Raw genomic sequence first — 16,906 nt, 5'->3', positions numbered from 1 at the left:
CGTCTAATGCTGTGACAGCCAATAAACTATCATCTTCAAAAACTACACATCCAGGTCGCGGTGTCTGCTTTTCATTTATGAACTCCAGATGAGATGCAACCCATAATACTTGATCTAATTTTATAATTAAGCCTAGATGCCCAAAACACCGTTTCTATATCTTGATCTCATTTATTGATGTATTCCAATCTAAAACGCTCTCTGACATTTCAATTTTTGACCAATAAGAGTAGTTTACTTGGGCCTTTGCAGATTCGTAATAGTTATTAATATTTTCAATAAAAAGTTTCAATAATTTGACAGATTCAAGGTGCATTTTTATCATTAAAGTTGTTATGCTTTTACTAGTAGATTGCAGAACTTTAGCTTGTAAAATCACATCTCCAGAGTCAAAGTTATTAGTTATCTTATGGATAGTCACTCCTGAAAAATCAGGGTTTTTTATTAAATATGGTAAAGGAGTCGGCCCTCTACCTTCAGGTAGTAAAGATGGGTGTATATTGATTGCATATTTCACATTTGTATCAGGTACTAAGTAAGCATATTCAGCTACTATGAACAGTTCTGCACCTAAGGAGATCAAATCATTGAGCTCTATTAACTTAGGTCTGTGCTCATAAATAGCAATATCATTTTTTTCACATAACCTATCCATAATAGATGATTCATGCGCATGACTATTTTTATATACTCGCAATATTTGATGATTTTCATCTAATAAATACTTTAAACACGAAGAGAATAAATTGTTTCCGAAGTAAACTATTTTCATATGCTTTTTAATTCCAAAATAGTACCAAGGTTATAGCGATTAGTATTATCGCTATAGCCTTGGTACTATTTTATTTTACAAAAATACCTAACTTAAATACTAGCTGCGTAAATTACATTCAAATACCTAACCTTAATGTTTATGAGCCGCTTTTGGTCTTTTGTCGCGAGTCGATGAATGGCTATGAATAACTTTCCAATAACCATCGATCTTACGAAATAAGAAGGTTTGATAGCCTGTTTTATCAAACTCTTTACCTGAACTTTTAACTTTTCCCTGCACCGCACTATCAGCAATAGCCCAAGCAAATTCTTTCTCACTTCCTTCAAAAGTTACTTCTATATTAGAAAAGTCTAATTTTAGGTATTCCATTGCATCTTTCTCTGGTTCAACGTGATGATTAACTAAGCTGTCTAACCCTGAGTTTTGACCACCAGACTCTATATATCTAGCACCTTTAAAATTTAGAAAAGTTTTTCTAAATGGCGTACCATCACCATTTTCCCAACCAAGTTTAATACCCGAGATGATATCAATAATTGCTTGTTTATCTTGTGTGTTATGATTTTTATCATCATGAGCAATCGTAGAAAAACTCAGAACAAGTATCAGTATTGCTGCAGTATATCTTTTCATATTTCTTCCTTTATAGTGTTGGGTTAGTCTATAGCAGTGAGTATTTGATACTCTTCTGGTGTTAAGGTAGGTAGCTGTTTAATAAAAGCAACCATTGCCCACATACGCCTATCGTCATGGGTTTTCCCCCATGCTGGCATGCCAGATGCTTTAATACCGTGTTTGATAATCCAGAAATTCCTACGAGCTAGCTTGTCTTCATCTTCGTCGTGCGCATGATTTATATGCTCGTTACTCGATATAGTTAAGTTAGGTGGCGCCGGATATAAGCCTAAACTCATATCACTTTCACGCTGCTCTGGCTTTAGGTGACAACTAGAACACATATATTCATAATCACTTCCACCGGTTAGTAGTAATTCGGGTTCATTCAAATCAGGTACAATTATATCTTGTGAAGCCTTACTAATAGAGTTTTCTCTAGTTTCTGTTAATAGCCAATAAACAAGATCACTGTGCGGTTCATCAGCAGCAACATCAACAATACCGGAGTAAATAACAGTAGCTGCTGAAGCAAGACCTAAAACAACAAACAATAATAGTAATCTAATGATTTTCATACAATCCCCCTTGAGATACTAAGGTTTTAAGACGCCATATAACGTATCAGCACTTAAACATTTGCTAAATGACTCAATAAGATAGGTTAATGATTATGACCATCATCATCTTCCTTAGATTTTTTATGCTCTTCTTGCTTCATTTTACTGTGATCCATGTCTTTCATGTCATGTTTATCGATTTTCGACTGCTTCATGCATTTTTTCATTATGGCAATTGCAACAGGATCTTTCATATCCATTTTACTATGATTCACTTTGGTACAATCCGCCTTTTTTGCCTTCTTTACATGCATTGATGGGTTATGCGCTAGAGCTGATGTAGATAAGGTAATTGTTGGTATCAAAACTAAAGCTAATTTTGTTAAAATATTCATGGTTAACTCCTAGATTTATAAATTCTATTGAGGCCTGTTTAGGTGTATCAAAGCGATATTACTCTTCTTAACACTCAAATTTATCATAATAATTGCAGCTAAAATAAAGCCATATTATTAATAATAGTTAAGAGATCGCTGCTATTAACCCTTGAACTAAGTAATGCCTTACTGGCAAGATCGATTGCAATTATTCATTAATTTTTATTCCTAGCCTTTTATATTAAAATATAGAAGGAATATAAGCATGAGTATAAAAGTTCAACCTGTCATTGACATGACACAAACATGACAAAGCTGTAATCTTAATGTCGGATTGCTGCCTGGTTAGTATTTAATAATTTTAATTGCGGGAAGGTTGAAGTGCTTATTAAAACAAAGTTATGTGCTTATTCGTTCTAATCAGGTCACTCATTTGCAGCAAAAGCCATCTTAATCGTATAGGTTAGTGTGTTCACATTTTATATATCGTTTAGAATGTAAAATGCGCTATTAGAGTTCGCTGGCTTAAATGTTTCTCATAGATAAGATAAAGTCTGTGTGCTTTCAACACTCTGATTTACAAAAGTTAAATATTTATAACCATATAGAAAGCTCCTAGCGTTTTTCAATACAGTTGTGTTGAGCAAAAAAATAAACAGTATATCGAGGAGTTTAGTATGAAGCTATATGGTGGAATTGACTTACATTCAAATAATAATGTTATTGCTATCATTAATGAGCAAAGCGTTTAAATAATGACGTGTCTGTCATTTTGTCTTTTTTATCCCCTATAAAGACAAGCTAACAGAACTTGTTGTTGAATCAACATTTAATTGGTATTGGCTAGTTGATGCATTAATGGATGCAAAGTTTAAAATATATTTAGCGAATCTCGCTGCAATCCAACAACATTCAGGCTTAAAACATGCTGACGATCATAGTGATGTGCGCTGGTTGGGTGAAATGTTACGCTTAAATATACTCCCTGGAAATTACATATATCCACGCAAGCTTAGAGCTGTTCGTGACTTAATGCGTAAACGGATGGATATTGTCCAACAGCCCACTAAAAACTTATTATTACTGAACGCACAGTCATATTTAAATTGAGTTTAAAAAGTAAGAACACTTAGCTTTTAAATAAAAGTTCAAGAAAACGCAGCTGCCTGCTTGACCGGAACTTTCTAATGGGTGGCCCCCCTTTTATCGGTTATTTAAAGAGATCGCGTATATCCCTGATGTAATACCTACCAAATCAGTTACTGCAAAAAACGGGCACCACTACCTTCATGTATCGAAAACTGTAATACCATGCCGTGAAATTGTTATACGGTTCGCTATAATGATGCCAAGGTCAATAGTAGGATTGATTGGTTAACCTCTCCTGTTCGAGTATAAAAGCATCCGATTAAGCAGGTTCAGGCCAAGCGAATTCAGGACGCAACCCTTCATAAACCGGACGACCGTCGGATGGTTTGGGGTAGCCCTTTGATGTGTCGTAGAATGCGTGATATGTGGCCTTAGGAAACGTTGCTTCTTTGTAACCCATAACATTTGGCACGGCAACACGAATGCGTTTCTGTTTATCATCAAGCATTAGTGCAGCGCCACAATCAGTACAGCTACAAAGCTCAAGTGGTCCTTCTGGGTTGTCCTTATTGAACGGCTGACGCTTTATTTTTTCAGGGTGATCGGCAGACAGATCTGTGTATTTGAAGAACGCCACATGCGTACTCTGCTGGCCTGTCACGCCCTTACAAACATTACAGTGACAAACATGATTATCGATTGGCTCAGCTTTAGCTTTAATATGAACGTGTTCGCAGCCACCTGTATAAGAACTGGTCATAATCTCTTTCCTTTTATGCGTACCTGGTTGGACGCATCTTCAGTAAAATAAACAACGACAGAGTCTTAATGTAAGCCTCTACCGATGATAGTTACAACTTAACATCAGTCACATTCTGAACCGCCGATGTACGTCGATGTAAACCAGAGTTGCTCCCTGTATGTATTGATGCTTTCGATTGATAAGTGTAGTAGGTATAGCGTGTAATACAACTTATCGGTAGTAGAGTCGATGATGATAAATGTTTTATTAAAGATTTAATGTGGGATTTAAATATTTAACATAATCTTTAACATGACATCCACTTCATGTTTGAACCCAGCATGCTGAAATTGCAAATATTAAGATGGGTGTCTGCTTAATTATCCTGCAAAATATTATCGTGATGGTGCTTGATTGTCGGATGGCGCTTCGCTTATCCGACCTACGTTTAAATAATTCCATGCTTTTATAGCAATCACAATAAAACATTGAAGTAGGTCGGATAAGTGACGAAGCCACGCCATCCGACAATAAAATGAGGGGGAATAAATAAGTTTTGTGGTTTTTTAAATGAGCTTTGCTTACAACCAATATTTTATAAGATTTCTACAATGTCATAATCGTGCTTTACATCGGCAATGGTTAAACTTATGCCATCATCGAGTTGCTTATTTAATAACAGCTTACCTAAGGGCGCGCCGGGGGTTACAACGGCAATCGTTAAACCTTTAACCTCTACGGTTAATCCGCCTGCGCTTGGGCCTAAATAAAACCATTTTTGCTGCTCATTTGTATCCTCCAGACACACTAGCGAGCCAATGGCTATTTTACTGCTGGCTGGCTGATTAAATATGGGCTTAAATAATTCCATGCTTTTATAGCAATCGTTTACGCGCTGCGCTTGGCCTTGGGCTAAATAAGCGGCCTCTAACCCTAGGGTATCGTATTTATTTTCTGCTATGTTTTCTTCGTGCGTGGCGGTGTCGTGTGCTGTTTTAGCGGCCACTTTTGCGGTGGTAAGCTGCGCCTCTAGGGCAAACTTAAGGTGTTCAATAACGTGGGCTTTGTTCATGAGGTTTACACATACAGTAAAAATATTGCGAGCAGTTTAACATTGCTACGAGGGCTAACCACAATAGTTTAGCCCCTAAGCTTTGTTTATTTGTATGCTTTAAGCCTTTATGGCATATCCATGAGCGCTTGGCTTTGGCTATCTATTTTCACTTCGTAGTTTTTAGCACTTAATCCCATTAGCTCGGGCAAGGTGGCTGCAATGCAAATAGATGAAAATGTACCCACAACAATGCCACTAAATAACGCAATAGCAAAGCCTTGCAGCGGTGAACCAGCTAATAGCCACACACTTGCTACTGTGGCTAAGGTAGTGCCTGAGGTAATTATGGTACGCGTTAGGGTACTTTTAATCGCACTATTTATAATGCTGGATACGCTAATACTGGCATTTAATTTAACTCTTAATAACTCACGTACTCTGTCGCCAACAATAATAGAGTCATTAAGTGAGTAGCCTATAATTGCCAATAAACTGGCTAAAACGGTTAAGTTAAACTCAAGCTGTAATAGCGAAAACAAACCCAGCACCAATATTAGGTCGTGTGTTAAGGCAACTACCGAGCCAAGGGCTAAACGCCATTCAAACCTTATCGCTAAATACAGCATTACTGCAACCATAGCAGCTAATAATGCCAAACAGCCTTGCTCAAATAGCTCATCACCCACCTGCGAGCCAATATAAGCCGATGATAATACCGTGGCGTTTATATCGGTGCTTTGTGTTACCGCACTTTGCCAATCGTTGCTGTTATTATTCGCAGATTGGTTAATAGCCGGCGCTTCTCTTAATTGAAAATGGTTATTCCCTTGTGCTGTTAGCTCAAACTCACCGCTGTGGTTTTTAGCTATAAAAGTTTTAAGCTGCTCTAGCTCAATACTTTGGCTAGTCGTAAATTCTGTTAAGTAACCACCGGTAAAATCTAGGCCAAAATTAAGCCCTTTTTGCGCCAAGGTTACTACCGATAGCAATACTAATACTGTACTTAAAACCAAGCCCATAAAACGCATGCGTGTGCCGGTTTCGCCTTTTAAAAAATAATTAAGCATCTGTACTTACTCCGCTTTTTTTACCCAATTTTAAATACAAACTTTGGCTCAACACTTTCGATACATACACGCCAGTAAACATACTGGTTACTAAACCCAGCGCCAAAGTAATTGCAAAGCCTTTCACTGGCCCATAACCTATACCGTATAAAATAAGTGCAGTGATCATAGTGGTAATATTGGCATCAAAAATAGTGCCAAATGCTTGCTTATACCCTTGCTCAATAGCTTGATAAGGCGCGCGGCCTTTACGGCGCTCTTCTTTTATACGTTCAAATATTATTACGTTGGTATCTACTGCCATACCTATGGTTAGCACCAATCCGGCAATACCGGGAAGCGTAAGCACTACCCCTGGCAATAACGACATTAAGCCCACTAACGAGGTTAAATTTAAAATAAGTGCTACGTTTGCAATTAAGCCTAACCGTCTGTACCACATAGCCATAAATGCCAAAGTAATACCCATACCTAACATTAGGGCGGCTAAGCCGTTACTTATATTCTCGCTGCCTAAGCTTGGCCCTATGGTTTGTTCGTGCACTATAGTAACCGGCGCACTTAACGAGCCTGCACGTAGCAGTAGCGCTAAGTCGGCCGCGGCTTGTGGGCTTTGCATATTGGTTATGCTAAAACGCGAACTTAAGTGTTGAGCAATATTGGCTACATTAATAACTTCGCTCTTTTTAACTACCTCTCCTTTTGCATTTTGAGAATACTCTGAATAAACCGTTGCCATAGGTTTACCTATATTAGCTTTAGAAAATGCCGACATAGCATCGCCGCCTTGGCTATCAAGGCTTAACTGCACTAGTGGTTTGCTCCAATCGTCGCGCCCAGCATGAGCGTTATTAATATGCTCACCGGTAAAAATTGGCACTGGGTCAAGTTTTATAGTCCCCCCCGACTGTAAATTAAAGGTTTGCCCACCCACAGCTTTTAATTGGTAAAACCCCAGTGATGCCGTTGCGCCAATAATGCGTTTCGCCTCGGTAGGATCTTGCACTCCGGGTAATTCTATACGAATGCGCTGCTTACCTTGGCGCTGCGTTACCGCTTCGGTTATGCCCAGCTCTTCAATTCGCGAACGCAGAGTTGTGAGGGTTTGGCTCATTACTTCTTTATCAAACGCGCTACGCCCTTGCTCTGAGTAACTAAATTGCGCCGTTTTAACTGTGCCATTATTGTTTGTTACTACTGCTAAGTTAGCAAAGCGGCTTTGTAGCTCTTTAATAACAGAGGGTAATTTATCAGCTGCATTAGGTAGAGCATTTATTACAAACCCGGTTTGAGTTTGCAGCGCTTTTACCCCATGTGCCTTTTGCTTAATTATGATTGATTTAGCTTGCTGATACGCACTCACTAATTGCTCATCAATGGCTTTATCTAAATCTACATCGAGTACAAATAGCACCCCACCGTTTAAATCTAGGCCTAATTTTATTGGCGAAAGTCCAAAGCTTTGTAACCAGTTTGGGCTGGTAGCTCGCTCCACAATTTTAGTCTGAGTATTAGCATATTGCGCTTTTATAGCCGCTTGGGCCTGGGCACTTTTTGTAGGCTCGTTAAGCAGCACACTTATTGTTGCTTGCGACTCATGCGCTTGCGCCACATTTAAGCCTTGCTCATTTAAAAATGTAACTAGCGTATTGGTGCTCGGGGGTGTTTGTATTTCGCTGTGTGGGGCTGCGCTAACATACAACCATGACTGGTTTGGATATAAGTTAGGTAACGCACTCATTGCCAATAGCAGTAATACCACCAACATAGCAAAGGTGCTTAATTTAAACTTAGCCATAAACGGCTTTTTATTTTTTTTAAAACTCAACATTTTTATTCCTTACTATCAGCAACTAGCTGATAAGCGCTTTTAAAAAGCACAATTAATCTGCAAGCTAAAACTTTAAAAGTTAAAGCCTATTAATTATTAAATAAGGAAATTAAGCGTGGTGAGTGTTGGTAGCCCTGTAAAGTAAGTTGGCTTCTTTCCAGCCACTAATACGAGACTTTTTACTATTAGAAACAACCGTGTACCAAGGTAGTGCCGTGCTTATAGCTTTAGGTTGTAAATAAAACTGCCTTGCAAGCGTATGAATAAAAAACTCATAAATAACATCGTATTCAGGCTCTGTTTGCGCACTAAATAAAAACAACGATGAATTACTGGCAGTTAGCCTAGGTTGCAGTGCGTCAAACGCTGTTTTATCAGGCTTAGTTTGTTGTTTAGCATGCAATACTTTAACTAATGTAGAGCGATGACTTATGTCTAATAATGTAGTATCTAATGAGAAATTTCCTGCTGAAAAAGCAGTAGATATTAAAGTAGAATTTGCAGTGTTTAAATCTTGTTTAACTGGCGCGGCTTCGCTACATGCACTAAAAAGTGCAGTAATAAGTAAAAATGCAGTTAAAAACAAACGAAATTTAAACATTAATTTTCAAACTTTAATTAAGGGTTACTAGTATATAAGGGCAGCTATTTAAAATACAATAGTCTAATTAAGAATTTAGCTTGATACAAAATTAAATCCACAGCAATTTATACCCACTATAAAAACCGAGATCACTCATGCGCTCTAAACAAAGCTCAGTAAAACGCCCCGATGCAATGAACCTGCGCCAAAGTATAAAAACACTTTGGCCGTATATAACACAATTTAAAGGGCGAGTTTTTATTGCAGCTATGGCGTTGGTAGGCGCTAAAGGCGCTACTTTACTTATGCCGTGGGCACTAAAAGAAATTATTGATAGCGTTGATAAATCTATTCACCCAGTGCTTTTTATTCCTACCCTACTGCTTATTATGTATGGTGCGCTGCGCTTTGCCAGTGTATTTTTAGGTGAAATACGCGATGCGGTTTTTTCGCGAGTTACCGAGCATGCCATGCGCGACATAGGCCTAAAAGTGTTTAAGCATTTGCATTCGCTTGAACTGGCTTTTCATTTAGATAGGCAAACCGGTGGCATAAGCCGCGACATAGAGCGTGGCACCAGCGGTTTGAGCTTTTTAATGCGATTTTTAATGTTTAACATTGTCCCTACTCTATTTGAAATTCTTACCGTGGCATTAATTTTTGGCACTTTGTTTTCTATCTGGTTTGCGCTTATAACCCTACTTGCCGTTGCCATATATATTACCTTTACAGTAACCGTAACTCAGTGGCGAAATCGCTTTATTCGCGAAGCTAACACCGCCGACAACTTAAGTAATACCCGTGCTATCGACAGCTTACTAAACTACGAAACAGTAAAATACTTTAACAATGAAGAGTTTGAAGCCAGCACCTACGACACCTTTTTAGCGCGCTGGGAAAAAGCCCGATTAAAAAACCGCATGTCGTTATTGGCACTAAACTCTGGGCAGGCGTTAATTATAGCCAGCGCCATCACCGCACTTATGTGGCTAGGCTCAAGCGAAGTAGTAACCGGTACACTTAGCATTGGTGAACTCGTAATGATAAACGCCTATATGATCCAACTGTTTTTACCGCTTAACTTTTTAGGCTTTGTATATCGCGAAATAAGACGTGCCCTTACCGACCTTGAAAACATGCTTGGTCTGCTCAACAAAAAACCACAAATTACCGACACCCCTGCATCACAGCTACTAACACTTACAAAAGGTGAAGTGAGCTTTAACAATGTAAGCTTTAGTTACGATGCTAGCCGCCCTATTCTTAATAATGTTAGTTTTAGTGTTAAACCCGGTACTAAAGTAGCAATAGTCGGAGCAAGTGGCGCAGGAAAAAGCTCATTAGCTAGGCTCTTGTATCGTTTTTATGAGGTGTCGTCGGGTAATATCACTATAGATAAGCAACCTATAAACACCGTAACTTTGCACAGTTTACGCCAAGCTATAGCCATAGTGCCGCAAGATACCGTGCTATTTAATACCTCAATACGCGAAAACATTGCTTATGGCAGGCCAACAGCCAGCGAGGCCGAAATAGATCAAGCCATTGCTATGGCGCATTTAACAGCGTTTATAAACAGCCTTGATAAAGGCGATAAAACCTTAGTAGGCGAGCGTGGTTTAAAAGTGTCGGGCGGCGAAAAACAACGCATAGCCATTGCCCGCGCAATCTTAAAAAAATCGCCTATTTTAATTTTTGACGAAGCCACCTCAGCCCTTGACTCGCATGCCGAGCAAGCTATTTTAACGGCTATGCGCGCTGTCACACAAAACCATACCAGCATAGTAATTGCCCATCGCTTATCAACCATAATTGATGCCGATAATATTTTAGTATTGCATAAAGGCGAGCTACTTGAACAAGGCACACATTCTGAGTTGCTAGCCCTTAACGGCCAATATGCACAAATGTGGCAATTGCAGCAAGAACAAGCAAAAAACACATAAACCATTAAAATTGCTCGTATAAAGGCTTTATTTGCTATTTTATCGACCTCTAGGGTGATTCACCTCAAAAGGTTTGTTTAGCAGCCTCTTATAAACAACAATTACTAAAATAACCTGAACCTAGGTTAAGATAATATTTACAATAACAAAAATATTAATTAAACAGAGTGAAAGCTCAGGGGAACATAATGAAAAAGAGTTTAATTGCAGCTGCATTAGCTGCCATATTTATTACCGGCTGTTCAGAGCCACAAACAACAAAAACACAAGTACAACCAGCACCTACTGCACCAATAGCCGCAACAACAGAAAAAGCAGAGCTGGGTAGTTTTGGTGTTGATTTAGCTGCACGTAACGAAGCGGTTAAACCAGGCGACGACTTTTTTATGTACGCCAGTGGCACTTGGTATGACAATTACAGCATGCCTGCTGATAAAACCCGCTATGGCGCATTTTCGGCATTGGCCGAGCGCAGCGAAGACCGCGTTAAAGTAATTATTGAAGAAATTGCCGCGCGTAAAGATTTAAATGCCGATGAAAAACTAGTAGCCGACTTTTACAACGCCTACATGGACACCGCAACACTTAATAAGCTAGGCGTAACACCAATTAAGCCGCTTTTAACACAAATAAGTGAAATATCATCAACCGACGACTTAGCCAAAATGTTTGGTCAGTCTTGGTTAACCGGTGTTAAAGCTCCGCTTGGTGGTGGCATGTGGTTTAACCGCTTAGATCCTAATAAATACGAAATGTCGTTAGGTGCTGGCGGTTTAGGCTTACCCGATCGTTCATACTACCTTGAAGACTCAGAGCGTTTTGTTAATACGCGTAGCGCCTATGTGGCACATATTGCCGACATGCTTAAATTTGCCAATGCAGATAACGCCAATGAGCGCGCACAGGCAATTTTAGATCTAGAAACCAAAATTGCACAAGGCCATTGGCCACGCGAAAAGCGTCGTAACCGCGACCTTACATTAAATCAAATTAAACGCGACGAGCTAAGCACTGCCTACCCTGACTTTAATTGGGATGCATATTTTGCTCAAACAGGCTACAAAGTACCGCAGTTAAATGTATCGCAGCCCGAGCCAATAAAAGCCATGATTGAATTAATCAATCAAGAAGACTTAGCTGTATGGAAAGATTATTTAACCTACCACGCAATAAGTGGTAACGCTAACTTACTATCTGAAGATATTTTTAATACCAACTTTGCATTTTTTGGTAAAGAGTTAAATGGTCAGCAAGAGCCGCGTCCACGTTGGAAACGCGCTATAGATGAAATGTCGAGTACCAATTCACTTGGTTTTGCTATTGGTAAAATATACGTAGCACGTTATTTTCCTGAATCGTCAAAACAACAAATGTCTGAACTGGTAGAAAACTTACGTACCGCATTGGGTGAACGTATTGATAACCTAGAGTGGATGGGCGCAGAAACCAAAGTTAATGCGCGCGCTAAACTGGCTGCATTTGTACCAAAAATTGGTTACCCCGATGTATGGCAGTCGTACGAAGGTTTAGCTATTAGCAACAACGACTTAATCGGCAACGTAAAAAACATGCGTGAGTTTTTTCAAGCCGAAAGCGTTGCAAAAGAGCTGCAAAAAACAGATCGTAACCGTTGGGGTATGACACCACAGCGCGTTAACGCTTACTACAACAGTTCATTTAACGAAATTGTATTTCCGGCGGCAATTTTACAACCACCATTTTTCGATCCAAATGCCGACGCAGCAGTAAACTACGGCGGCATTGGCGCAGTAATTGGCCACGAAATGGGCCATGGTTTTGACGACCAAGGTTCTAAGTCAGACGAAAACGGGATCCAACGTAACTGGTGGACTGATGCCGATCGCGCCGCATTTGACGCAAAAGCCGACCAGTTAGCAGCGCAGTACAATAAGTATGAGCCAATCGAAGATAACTTTGTTAACGGGCGTAATAGCCTAGGTGAAAACATTGGTGATGTGGGTGGTTTAGCCATGGCTTATCATGCCTACAAACTGAGCCTAAACGGTAAAGAAGCACCGGTTATTGACGGTGTTACTGGAGATCAGCGTTTCTTTCTTGCTTGGGCACAAGTATGGAAAGAAAAACGCACCGAGCAAAGCATGTTAAATCAGCTGCGCGGTGGCACGCATGCGCCGGGTCGCTTTAGAGCACAAGCCCCGCGTAACCACGACGCATGGTACAAAGCATTTAATGTAAAACCAGGCGATGAGCTGTATCTTCCTGAAGATCAACGCGTACGCATTTGGTAATAAAGCGCTAAATTGCAATTAAATATAACCCGCCATTGCGGGTTATATTTTTTCTGCTCAGTTATATTTATAGCCCTTAGTATAAAACTCAACTCATCCTATTTAATAGTTACTAGCCCTACCCCACTTTTACCTTTAAACTATGCCCCTGAAAATTATTTTAATACTTATATTTAAAGGCGAAACGCAGATGGGAAGAGCTTACCAAAACAAAAAAGATTCAATGGCTAAAACTGCGGGTGCTAAAACTAAAGTTTATTCTAAGTACGGTAAAGAAATTTATATTTGTGCTAAAAATGGCGGTACCGATCCAGACGGTAACTTATCGCTACGTCGTTTAATTGAGCGCGCTAAAAAAGACCAAGTTCCGGCGCACGTTATTGACCGCGCAATAGACAAAGCAAAAGGCGGCGGCGGTGAAGACTACGTAGCCACACGTTACGAAGGTTACGGCCCGGGTAACTGTATGATTATTGTTGACTGTTTAACCGACAATAATAAACGTACCTTTGCTGATGTACGTGTTTGCTTTACTAAAGCTAACGCTAAAATTGGTGCACAGAACTCGGTTTCGCATTTATTTGATCACCTTGCAATTTTTGTATTTGACGGTGATGACGACGAAACAGTACTTGAAGCACTAATGATGGCTGATGTTGATGTAACCGACGTAGAAGTTGAAAACGGCAAGGTAACTGTATTTGCACCACATACTGAGTACAACAATACTCGCACAGCACTTGAAGAAATGGGCGTGACTGAATTTGACGAAGATTTAATTTCGTTTGTACCACAAATAGCAGCGCCTATTGAAGGCGAAGATGTTGAGGTTATGGAGCGCTTTTTAGCTATGCTAGAAGATTGCGACGACGTACAAAACGTTTACCACAACGCAGAGTTTTAAGCGTTAAAAATAAAACGTGATCAAAGGCCAACTTAGTTTGGCCTTTTTGTTTTTGTAAAATGGATTAGTTAATTTTGAATACCCTTGAACAACTACGCAGCGGTGCTTTAAGTGGCGCTCGCCGCTTACAATTGGTGGAAGACCTCACTGATTTCCCAAAAGAAATTTTTACCCTTGCCGACACCCTAGAAGTACTCGACTTATCTAATAATAACCTGAGTGATTTACCCGCAGAGTTTGCCAGTTTAACCCGCCTTAAACGGGTGTTTTTATCGTTTAATCAGTTTAAGCATATACCTGCTGTTTTAGCGCAATGCCCAGCACTTATTATGATCGCTTTTAAAGGCAATCAAATTAGTGAGTTTGCCCAGCATAGCCTGCCGCTTACAACACAGTGGTTAATATTAACCGACAACCGTATTGAGCAATTACCCGAGTCATTCGGCGAGCTTAAACAGCTGCGCAAACTTGCTTTAGCGGGTAACCGGTTACGCACTTTGCCAAGCAGTATGCAGCAGTGTACAAACTTAGAATTAGTGCGCTTATCAGCCAATAACTTAACGCACCTAGGTAACTGGTTATTTGAATTACCAAAACTTACTTGGCTCGCCTTTGCTGGTAACACCTTTAATAAAGCGCAGTGCCTAACAAAAAGTAGTTTAGAGAATAAGCCACTGAATGATTACACATTACAGCAGGTTATTGGCCAAGGCGCCTCTGGCGTTATTCACCTTGCAAAAGCAGCAGATAAAGCGGTAGCTATTAAGTTGTTTAAAGGCGCAATAACCAGCGATGGTTATCCGCTTGATGAAGTTAATTGCTGCTTGCAGGCAAATGAACATGCCAATTTAATTAAGGTACTTGCCTATATAGAGCAAGACAAGCAACTTGGTTTAGTAATGGAGCTAATAGATAATAGCTTTAGCAATTTAGGATTACCGCCAAGCTTGCAAACGTGCACTCGCGACACCTTCGCAGATGGCTGTAATTATAGTAGCCAAGCTATTTATAAAATTGTGCAACAAATGGCCAGTACCCTACAACATTTGCATGCAAATAAAGTAAGCCATGGCGATGTGTATGCGCATAACACTATGGTAAACCAAGACGCAGATGTGTTATTTGGCGATTTTGGTGCAGCAACTAATTTAGCTATGTTGGGTGAATATCAGCGCCAGCAAATGCAATTAATTGAAGTACGCGCGCTAGGTTGTTTAATTGATGATTTACTAAGTGTTTGCAGCGACAATAATGCAATAGCCGTTAAGCTTGCGCAACTAGCTAAGCAATGCATGACAACTGATATTATACAGCGCCCCACACTTTCGCAGTTAAGCACACAGCTAACTACACAGTTGTAAAATGTCGTAAACTTATAAATGGCACAAAAAAACCACGCTATGCGTGGTTTTTAACGTTATTTATATAATCTAAAATTATAAAAACTTACCTAACGCTTTAACTTGATCTAACATCCGGTTTGAAAAACCCCATTCGTTATCGTACCAAGCCATTACTTTAACCAGCTTACCATTCGCTCTGGTTTGCGTTGAATCAAACACACAAGACGCTGGGTTATGGTTAAAATCAATAGAAACAAGCGGCAGCTCATTATATTGTAAAATGTCTTTCATTGAGCCCGTTGACGCTTCTTTCATAATTGCATTAATTTCTTCAATGCTGGTATCGCGCTTAGCAATAAACGTAAAATCAACCAAAGATACGTTAATTGTAGGCACACGTACCGACATACCATCTAACTTGCCTGCAAGTTCTGGTAGCACTAAGCCAACAGCTGCAGCTGCGCCGGTTTTAGTTGGGATCATCGACTGCGTTGCACTGCGTGCACGGTATAGATCAGGATGATATACATCCGATAAGTTTTGATCGTTGGTATATGCATGAATTGTGGTCATGCTGCCTTGATCAATGCCTACCGTGTCGTTAATTGCTTTAGCAATCGGTGCTAAACAGTTAGTAGTACACGAAGCGTTTGAAATAATTTGGCTTTGTGCATTAAGTACTTCGCTGTTAACGCCATGCACTACGGTTGCATCCATATCTTTGCCCGGTGCCGAAACAATTACTTTTTTAGCGCCAGCAGTAATATGCTTAGCGGCTGCTTCGCGCGTAGTAAACAAACCGGTACACTCTAAAACAATATCAACATCGAGTGCTTTCCACGGTAAATTTGCTGGGTCGCGCTCTTGCGTTAAAGTAATAACATCGTCGCCAATTAGCATAGTGTTATCGGCTAGCGTTACTTTATGTGAAAATTGTCCGTGTACTGAGTCAAATTGCGTAAGATGAGCATTAACATTAGCTGGGGCTAAATCGTTAATTGCAACAATTTTAATCTCATTATTTTGTGCCGACTCGTAAAGTGCACGCAATACATTGCGACCTATACGGCCATAGCCATTAATTGCTACGTTAATCATTTTTGACTCCTATTTACTTCACAAGCTTGTCGAGCAAGCGCTTCAATAGCTTGCCAGTCTTTATTTTCAATTAGTTGTTTATCTAACATCCACGTACCACCCACACAAATAACATTATTTAGTGCTAAGTAGTTAGGTGCAGTAGCGAGCGTTATGCCGCCCGTTGGGCAAAATGTAATATCGGGTAATGGCCCACCGATCGATTTAAGCATGGCGGTTCCGCCTGCTGCTTCTGCCGGAAAAAACTTTAAATACTTAAAACCGTACGACGCTAGTTTCATAACTTCGCTTGGCGTAGCAGCGCCTGGTAAAAACGGGATATCGCTCGTTTTTATCAATTCAAGTAGCTCGTCACTAACCCCTGGGCTCACCATAAAGTCAGCGCCTGCAGCTACTGATGCATCAAAGCTTGCTTTATCAACTACCGTACCTGTGCCTACATAGGCCTCAGGTACAGCTGCTTTCATTAGTTTTACTGCTTCTGCCGCAATGGGCGTGCGCAAAGTAATTTCCAGCGCTTTTAAGCCACCGTTATATAAGGCTCTAGCAAGTGGCGCTGCATCTTCTAATTTTTCGATTACCACTACTGGCACAACTGGCGCCGATGCTAATATTTTTTCAATACTCATTACGTGTTCCTCATTACCCACAA

The 16,906-nt window shown here is 40.0% G+C and carries 16 protein-coding genes; 5 read left to right on the top strand and 11 right to left on the bottom strand.

Going from position 1 to position 16,906, the window contains the following annotated elements; all coding sequences use genetic code 11:
* Positions 1–154: 154 nt before the first annotated feature.
* From I6E78_RS04080 to I6E78_RS04065, 4 genes are all read right to left on the bottom strand, one after another.
* A complete protein-coding gene (locus I6E78_RS04080; protein WP_231617940.1) occupies positions 155–772 on the bottom strand; it encodes a formyltransferase family protein in 618 nt (205 codons plus the stop codon).
* Between the two features lie 132 nt (positions 773–904).
* Complete coding sequence (locus tag I6E78_RS04075) at positions 905–1,408, bottom strand: nuclear transport factor 2 family protein (protein WP_197182006.1); 504 nt, start codon at positions 1,406–1,408, stop codon at positions 905–907.
* A 23-nt stretch (positions 1,409–1,431) separates the two neighbouring features.
* Positions 1,432–1,968, bottom strand: a complete 537-nt coding sequence (locus I6E78_RS04070; protein ID WP_197182005.1) for a c-type cytochrome — start codon at positions 1,966–1,968, stop codon at positions 1,432–1,434.
* An 86-nt stretch (positions 1,969–2,054) separates the two neighbouring features.
* Entirely contained in the window at positions 2,055–2,345 is a 291-nt protein-coding gene (locus I6E78_RS04065; RefSeq protein ID WP_197182004.1) for a hypothetical protein, read from the bottom strand.
* A gap of 840 nt (positions 2,346–3,185) precedes the next feature.
* Here I6E78_RS04065 and I6E78_RS18625 point away from each other — a divergent pair.
* Positions 3,186–3,437, top strand: a complete 252-nt coding sequence (locus I6E78_RS18625) for a hypothetical protein (protein WP_231617939.1) — start codon at positions 3,186–3,188, stop codon at positions 3,435–3,437.
* Between the two features lie 298 nt (positions 3,438–3,735).
* Here I6E78_RS18625 and I6E78_RS04055 read toward each other — a convergent pair whose 3' ends face one another.
* The 5 genes from I6E78_RS04055 to I6E78_RS04035 all read right to left on the bottom strand — a co-directional run bounded on the left by I6E78_RS04055 (position 3,736) and on the right by I6E78_RS04035 (position 8,711).
* On the bottom strand, positions 3,736–4,176 hold the full coding sequence (locus I6E78_RS04055) for a GFA family protein (RefSeq protein ID WP_058373293.1): 441 nt from the start codon (positions 4,174–4,176) through the stop codon (positions 3,736–3,738).
* 577 nt (positions 4,177–4,753) lie between these two features.
* Complete coding sequence (locus I6E78_RS04050; protein WP_058373292.1) at positions 4,754–5,230, bottom strand: transcription elongation factor GreAB; 477 nt, start codon at positions 5,228–5,230, stop codon at positions 4,754–4,756.
* A gap of 107 nt (positions 5,231–5,337) precedes the next feature.
* Positions 5,338–6,279: a protein translocase subunit SecF gene (secF, locus tag I6E78_RS04045; RefSeq protein WP_197182003.1), complete on the bottom strand. Its 942-nt coding sequence runs from the start codon at positions 6,277–6,279 to the stop codon at positions 5,338–5,340.
* Positions 6,272–8,110: a protein translocase subunit SecD gene (secD, locus tag I6E78_RS04040; RefSeq protein WP_197182002.1), complete on the bottom strand. Its 1,839-nt coding sequence runs from the start codon at positions 8,108–8,110 to the stop codon at positions 6,272–6,274. The genes secF and secD overlap by 8 nt, the downstream gene beginning before the upstream one ends.
* A 109-nt stretch (positions 8,111–8,219) precedes the next feature.
* Complete coding sequence (locus I6E78_RS04035) at positions 8,220–8,711, bottom strand: hypothetical protein (RefSeq protein WP_197182001.1); 492 nt, start codon at positions 8,709–8,711, stop codon at positions 8,220–8,222.
* A 137-nt stretch (positions 8,712–8,848) separates the two neighbouring features.
* Here I6E78_RS04035 and I6E78_RS04030 point away from each other — a divergent pair, with 137 nt between their 5' ends.
* From I6E78_RS04030 to I6E78_RS04015, 4 genes are all read left to right on the top strand, one after another.
* Positions 8,849–10,639, top strand: coding sequence for an ABCB family ABC transporter ATP-binding protein/permease (locus I6E78_RS04030; RefSeq protein WP_197182000.1), 1,791 nt, complete (start codon positions 8,849–8,851; stop codon positions 10,637–10,639).
* 188 nt (positions 10,640–10,827) lie between these two features.
* Positions 10,828–12,909, top strand: a complete 2,082-nt coding sequence (locus I6E78_RS04025; RefSeq protein WP_197181999.1) for a M13 family metallopeptidase — start codon at positions 10,828–10,830, stop codon at positions 12,907–12,909.
* A 190-nt stretch (positions 12,910–13,099) separates the two neighbouring features.
* Positions 13,100–13,813 carry a YebC/PmpR family DNA-binding transcriptional regulator gene (locus I6E78_RS04020; protein WP_011328051.1) on the top strand — a complete coding sequence of 238 codons (714 nt, stop codon included), beginning with the start codon at positions 13,100–13,102 and terminating at the stop codon, positions 13,811–13,813.
* A gap of 74 nt (positions 13,814–13,887) precedes the next feature.
* Positions 13,888–15,174, top strand: coding sequence for a leucine-rich repeat-containing protein kinase family protein (locus I6E78_RS04015; RefSeq protein WP_197181998.1), 1,287 nt, complete (start codon positions 13,888–13,890; stop codon positions 15,172–15,174).
* Between the two features lie 75 nt (positions 15,175–15,249).
* Here the strand turns inward: I6E78_RS04015 and gap are convergent, their stop codons facing one another.
* Positions 15,250–16,254, bottom strand: a complete 1,005-nt coding sequence (gene gap / locus I6E78_RS04010) for a type I glyceraldehyde-3-phosphate dehydrogenase (RefSeq protein WP_197181997.1) — start codon at positions 16,252–16,254, stop codon at positions 15,250–15,252.
* Positions 16,251–16,883 (bottom strand): bifunctional 4-hydroxy-2-oxoglutarate aldolase/2-dehydro-3-deoxy-phosphogluconate aldolase, encoded by a 633-nt coding sequence (gene eda / locus I6E78_RS04005; RefSeq protein ID WP_197181996.1) that lies wholly within the window; start codon positions 16,881–16,883, stop codon positions 16,251–16,253. The genes gap and eda overlap by 4 nt, the downstream gene beginning before the upstream one ends.
* Between the last annotated feature and the right edge of the window lie 23 nt (positions 16,884–16,906).

It is taken from the genome of Pseudoalteromonas sp. NZS127 (genome assembly GCF_015864805.1).
In the GTDB taxonomy this organism is placed as follows: Bacteria; Pseudomonadota; Gammaproteobacteria; order Enterobacterales; family Alteromonadaceae; genus Pseudoalteromonas; species Pseudoalteromonas nigrifaciens.
This window is presented reverse-complemented; position numbering and strand designations above follow the sequence as displayed.

What these genes read in the sequence shown, in the direction of transcription:
- I6E78_RS04080 (WP_231617940.1), bottom strand. Translation starts at nt 772, where the DNA reads ATGAAAATAGTTTACTTCGGAAACAATTTATTCTCTTCGTGTTTAAAG.
- I6E78_RS04075 (WP_197182006.1), bottom strand. Translation starts at nt 1,408, where the DNA reads ATGAAAAGATATACTGCAGCAATACTGATACTTGTTCTGAGTTTTTCT.
- I6E78_RS04070 (WP_197182005.1), bottom strand. Translation starts at nt 1,968, where the DNA reads ATGAAAATCATTAGATTACTATTATTGTTTGTTGTTTTAGGTCTTGCT.
- I6E78_RS04065 (WP_197182004.1), bottom strand. Translation starts at nt 2,345, where the DNA reads ATGAATATTTTAACAAAATTAGCTTTAGTTTTGATACCAACAATTACC.
- I6E78_RS18625 (WP_231617939.1), top strand. Translation starts at nt 3,186, where the DNA reads ATGGATGCAAAGTTTAAAATATATTTAGCGAATCTCGCTGCAATCCAA.
- I6E78_RS04055 (WP_058373293.1), bottom strand. Translation starts at nt 4,176, where the DNA reads ATGACCAGTTCTTATACAGGTGGCTGCGAACACGTTCATATTAAAGCT.
- I6E78_RS04050 (WP_058373292.1), bottom strand. Translation starts at nt 5,230, where the DNA reads ATGAACAAAGCCCACGTTATTGAACACCTTAAGTTTGCCCTAGAGGCG.
- secF (WP_197182003.1), bottom strand. Translation starts at nt 6,279, where the DNA reads ATGCTTAATTATTTTTTAAAAGGCGAAACCGGCACACGCATGCGTTTT.
- secD (WP_197182002.1), bottom strand. Translation starts at nt 8,110, where the DNA reads ATGTTGAGTTTTAAAAAAAATAAAAAGCCGTTTATGGCTAAGTTTAAA.
- I6E78_RS04035 (WP_197182001.1), bottom strand. Translation starts at nt 8,711, where the DNA reads ATGTTTAAATTTCGTTTGTTTTTAACTGCATTTTTACTTATTACTGCA.
- I6E78_RS04030 (WP_197182000.1), top strand. Translation starts at nt 8,849, where the DNA reads ATGCGCTCTAAACAAAGCTCAGTAAAACGCCCCGATGCAATGAACCTG.
- I6E78_RS04025 (WP_197181999.1), top strand. Translation starts at nt 10,828, where the DNA reads ATGAAAAAGAGTTTAATTGCAGCTGCATTAGCTGCCATATTTATTACC.
- I6E78_RS04020 (WP_011328051.1), top strand. Translation starts at nt 13,100, where the DNA reads ATGGGAAGAGCTTACCAAAACAAAAAAGATTCAATGGCTAAAACTGCG.
- gap (WP_197181997.1), bottom strand. Translation starts at nt 16,254, where the DNA reads ATGATTAACGTAGCAATTAATGGCTATGGCCGTATAGGTCGCAATGTA.
- eda (WP_197181996.1), bottom strand. Translation starts at nt 16,883, where the DNA reads ATGAGTATTGAAAAAATATTAGCATCGGCGCCAGTTGTGCCAGTAGTG.